The organism is Nonomuraea mesophila (assembly GCF_004352805.1).
Classification (GTDB): Bacteria; Actinomycetota; Actinomycetes; order Streptosporangiales; family Streptosporangiaceae; genus Nonomuraea; species Nonomuraea longispora.
The window spans coordinates 1-4,497 of the sequence record NZ_SMLD01000317.1 but is presented as its reverse complement, the minus strand read 5'-3'; the positions used below and the strand labels follow the sequence as shown (position 1 = coordinate 4,497).

Below are 4,497 nucleotides of genomic sequence, written 5' to 3'. Positions count from 1 at the left end.
CACCTCAGCACGGGACCGCCCCTGCCCCGCCTCAGCACTCCCACTCCTCGGCCGTGCAGTCGGGCATCCGCGGCGTGCTCAGCTCGGACAGCACGCTCTCGGCGATCTCGGTGGCGAAGGCGAAGATGGCGGGTCGCTGTTCGTCGACCGCGTCGGCGGGCCGGCCGTCCACCTGCCCGGCGGTCGTCAGCACGAGGTAGGGGCCCGCCTGGCGTACGGAACCGGCCTGGCGGACGGCGGGAGTGAACCGGTCGGCCACCGTGCCGCGGAAGGCCAGCGGCCGCAGCCCCGGCTCCGGTTCGCCGTTGCCGGAGAAGGCGGACTTGGCGTGCAGCGCGCCCTTCTCGTCGGGCATGGCGACGACCCCGATCGTCACGAGCACCCCGCCCAGCGCGTCGATGTAGGTGGCCCGCAGCACGCCGCGGCAGCCCGCGGCACGCAGCGCCGTGGCCGCCTCGGCGTCCACGGACTGCGCGCACGAGGTGTGCGGCGAGATGCCGATCCTCTTGGCACGTTCCTGCCCGCCCTGCTCCGCGGAGTAGCGCAGCGTGGCGGGGAAGATGCGGCCCGTGGGCCAGGCCCGCCAGCGTTCGGCCAGCTCGCGCCGGGCCGCCGCGTGCAGCTCGGCCGTGCTCGGCCCGCGGGTCAGCTCTGTGCCCGCCGCGCTGCCGGCCACCCCGGCGGCCACCGCGCAGATCAGCGTCAGCGCGGAGGCCACCACCAGGGTGGGCCAGGGGCGTGCGGAATCCACGGCGGGCGCCCCTTCGGAACCGTCAGTACTCGGGCAGGCTCGGGTCGACCGTCTTGATCCAGCTCAGCACGCCGCCGCCGACGTGGACGGCGTCGGAGAACCCGGCGTCCTTGACGACCGCCAGCGCCTCGGCCGAACGCGCGCCCGACTTGCAGTGCAGCACGATCTTCTTGTCCTGCGGCAGCTTCTCCAGGGCCGAGCCGTTGAGGAACTCACCCTTCGGGATCAGCTTGGCGCCGGGGATGGAGACGATCTCGTACTCGTTGGGCTCGCGGACGTCGACGACGAAGATGTTCTCGTCGCGGTCCATCATGCCCTTGAGCTCCCGCGCCGTGATCGTGGAGCCGCTGGCGGCCTCGGCGGCCTCGTCGGAGATCGCGCCGCAGAACGCCTCGTAGTCGTCGAGCAGCCGCGTCTGCGTCGGGTTCTTCCCGCACAGCACGCACTCCGGGTCCTTGCGGACCTTGACGTCGCGGTATTTCATCTCGAGGGCGTCATAGATCATCAGCCGCCCGACCAGCGGGTCGCCGATGCCGGTCAGCAGCTTGATGGCCTCGTTGACCTGGATGGAGCCCACCGACGCGCAGAGCACGCCGAGCACGCCGCCCTCGGCGCACGACGGCACCATGCCGGGAGGCGGGGGCTCCGGGTAGAGGCAGCGGTAGCACGGGCCGTGCTCGGCCCAGAACACGCTCGCCTGGCCGTCGAAGCGGTAGATCGACCCCCAGACGTACGGCTTGCCGAGCAGCACCGCGGCGTCGTTCACCATGTAGCGCGTGGCGAAGTTGTCGGTGCCGTCGAGGATGAGGTCGTAGCCGGAGAAGACCTCCATGACGTTTTCCGTGCTCAGCACCGTGTTGTGGATCACGACGTCGATCAGCGGGTTGATCTCCCGTACCGACGCGGCGGCGCTCTCGGCCTTCGGCTTGCCCACGTCGGACTGGCCGTGGATGACCTGGCGCTGCAGGTTGGACTCATCGACCACGTCGAAGTCGATGATGCCGAGGGTGCCGACCCCGGCCGCCGCGAGATAGAGCAGCGCGGGCGAGCCCAGGCCCCCGGCGCCCACACAGAGCACCTTGGCGTTCTTCAGCCGCTTCTGCCCAGCCATGCCCACATCGGGAATGATCAGGTGACGCGAGTAGCGGCGCACTTCGTCGACGGTCAGCTCTGCGGCCGGCTCGACCAGCGGTGGCAACGACACTTTCTACGCTCCCGTTTGCAGGGGGTCTTATCTCACCTTGAAACCTAGCTGGCGAGTCGGGCATTCCCCAATCGAGTCTCACCGATCAGACGGCGTGCCTCCGCCGCCACGACCTGCGGCGTCTCCATCATCGCCACGTGCCCGGCCGTGGGCAGCAACACCAGCCTGACCTTCCGGAACGTACGGTACGCCTTCGCGGCCATGGCGGGGCGGACCAGACGGTCGTGCCGCCCGTGCACGATCAGGGTCGGCGCCTCGACCTTCGCCGCCTGACGCCAGAGGTTGTCCTCGCCGAAGCGGAAGTACTCGGCGACGATGCCCCGCGCGGAGGCGATCACCGCCTCACCGGCGTAGGGGAGGTCGTCACGCCTGCGCTGCTCGTCGACGGCGTCGCGCAGGCGTTCGGGATGGACGGCGTCGGCGTTGGCGTAGACCATGGCGAGCGAGGCGCTGACCCGCTGCTCGGCCGGCAGCAGCCGCATCGTGTTCGCCGCCCACTCACCGAGCTTGGGCAGTGCGGCGGCGGCCACGCGGACGGGCCCGTACCTGGGGAGCAGGTCGGGCAGCGCGGGTGAGACGAGGGTGAGCGAGCGGACCAGGTCGGGGCGGCCCGCGGCGACCCTGACGGAGACCGCGCCACCGAGCGAGTTGCCGAACAGGTGGGCCGGGCCCGTCCGTTCCAGCAGGTCGATCACGGCGTTCGCGTGACCCGCCACGGAGTAGTCGCCGTCGGCGGGTGCCGGCGAGAAGCCCGCGCCCGGCAGGTCGAGGGCGTGGCAGGTGAGCTCGTCCTTGAGCTCGTCCATGAGGTCGGTCCAGTTGGTCGCCGAGCCCGCCAGCCCGTGCACGAAGACGGCCTGCTCCGTGGGGCCCTCCCTGACCGCCTGCGCGTGCGCCGCGCCCGGCCCCTCTCCGTGGGACGGCCTGGCGGTGGGGTGCCCGGCCCAGGCCTCGCCCGGGGCCGGCTGGGTGGATCGGACGTACACCGAGCCGATCATGCGTCCCGGCCAGTGCGGGACCGGCTCCGCGGTCATCATCGAACCTCCTTCGTCGCTCTCGAACGTCCCTTCCCCTTACCTCCACGATAACCACGGCCTCATGACGGGGACCGGGGTCGTGAGGGGTGGGCGCACAGGGCGAGTCGATCCGGACATATCGACATATATCGCTTCATAGATCCCTAAGGGATCTCATGGCGACCCAAGAGTGCGGCAAAAGCTGCTGTTTGCCGTTTATGGGGGCCATGGCCCGGAAAGCATCAGACCAGCGAAACCCAGCGTAATCAGCGCGACACTCACCGTGAATGGCGGGATCGACGCGGGCGCGGCGCAGCCGCACCCATTCGAGCATGCCCGCCGGCATGCGGATCGGTGCCGCCGGCAGGTCGTGGTATTTCATCACGTCCGCGATTACGTACGCCGTAATTCAGCCGAGGGTATTACGCCCGCGCGCGCCCAGGCGATCCCGGACGCGGGGCGTTCGCCACCCGATATTCCGTGCTGCCGCCGCCCGCAAGGCGACACAATCGGACATATCATGCCATTTCATTGGATAGACGTTTAAGCCGAGCAATAAGATTGTTAATGCACAGCAAAATAGGGTGATTCCTGTTTGCCCGGCCACAGCCCCGGAAATGACTTTCCACGGATGACTCTTCAGCAGCCGTCCAAGACCTGTTTTCAGGTAACCCGGAAACGTCGAGAACGGGGCAACCCATCCTTTAGGGGGAAAACGCAATGCCCAAGCTCAAGAGTGTTATCGCAGGCCTCGCCCTTAGCACGGCGATGACTGGCGGCGTGGTCGGCCTGGGCGCGACCAGCGCCGAGGCCAGCACCCCGGTCCGCAGCGGCCCGTCCGTCGTCACTGGGGACGACGGCGGCTGGGGCTGGGGCTGGGGACACCGTCGTCACCACCGCCACAGCTGCAAGCGTCACGGTCACCACCACGGTGGCTGGGGCTGGGGACACCGTCGTCACCACCGCGGCCAGATCTGCGTCGTCATCCGCAATGACAACCGCAACGAGAACGGGGAGCGTCGCCACCGCCACCACAACCGTGGCTGGTGACCTGGTCGTGAAATGATGGCGCAGGGATGAACACCCGTTCTCCGGAAATGGCCGTCGTGCACAGCGACGTGAACACGACCGGCGAATAGTGGGCTCATTTCTCCTCATCTCGCACGGCACTCCCGGTGAGGGCTCCACTGGCATCAGCCAGGGAGCCCTCGCTGCATTTCCACGGGCATTCGACCACCCCGACGGCCGCCTCCACAAAAGCCATGCAGGTCTCTACTATCCGGCAAAACTGGACAATTCCGGTTAGTTGGCCTTTGAGTCGGATATATGTAGACCACGGATGAATCGCTAGCGAGGCATCCGATCCCTTTCCCGCCGATCCTCGCGATCGCCGGAATGGGAGAACGGGGCAATCGATCCTTTAGGGGGAAAACGCAATGCCCAAGCTCAAAAGTGTTATCGCAGGCCTCGCCGTCAGCACGGCGCTGACCGGTGGCGTGGTCGCCGCGGGCGCGACCACGAGTGCT

5 protein-coding genes are annotated in these 4,497 nt (G+C 68.4%); 1 reads left to right on the top strand and 4 read right to left on the bottom strand.

The features are described 5' to 3' along the window. Nucleotides 1–31: 31 nt before the first annotated feature. The 4 genes from E1295_RS47270 to E1295_RS47255 form a co-directional block, all read right to left on the bottom strand. Complete coding sequence (locus tag E1295_RS47270) at nt 32–751, bottom strand: hypothetical protein (RefSeq protein ID WP_246081243.1); 720 nt, start codon at nt 749–751, stop codon at nt 32–34. A 22-nt stretch (nt 752–773) separates the two neighbouring features. After that, nucleotides 774–1,955, bottom strand: coding sequence for an adenylyltransferase/sulfurtransferase MoeZ (gene moeZ / locus E1295_RS47265; RefSeq protein ID WP_132641817.1), 1,182 nt, complete (start codon nt 1,953–1,955; stop codon nt 774–776). A 44-nt stretch (nt 1,956–1,999) separates the two neighbouring features. After that, complete coding sequence (locus E1295_RS47260; protein WP_246081242.1) at nt 2,000–2,992, bottom strand: alpha/beta fold hydrolase; 993 nt, start codon at nt 2,990–2,992, stop codon at nt 2,000–2,002. 133 nt (nt 2,993–3,125) lie between these two features. Further along, on the bottom strand, nt 3,126–3,356 hold the full coding sequence (locus E1295_RS47255; RefSeq protein ID WP_132641815.1) for a hypothetical protein: 231 nt from the start codon (nt 3,354–3,356) through the stop codon (nt 3,126–3,128). Nucleotides 3,357–3,691: 335 nt separating this feature from the next. Here E1295_RS47255 and E1295_RS47250 point away from each other — a divergent pair, with 335 nt between their 5' ends. After that, nucleotides 3,692–4,021, top strand: coding sequence for a hypothetical protein (locus tag E1295_RS47250; protein WP_132641813.1), 330 nt, complete (start codon nt 3,692–3,694; stop codon nt 4,019–4,021). Nucleotides 4,022–4,497 lie beyond the last annotated feature (476 nt).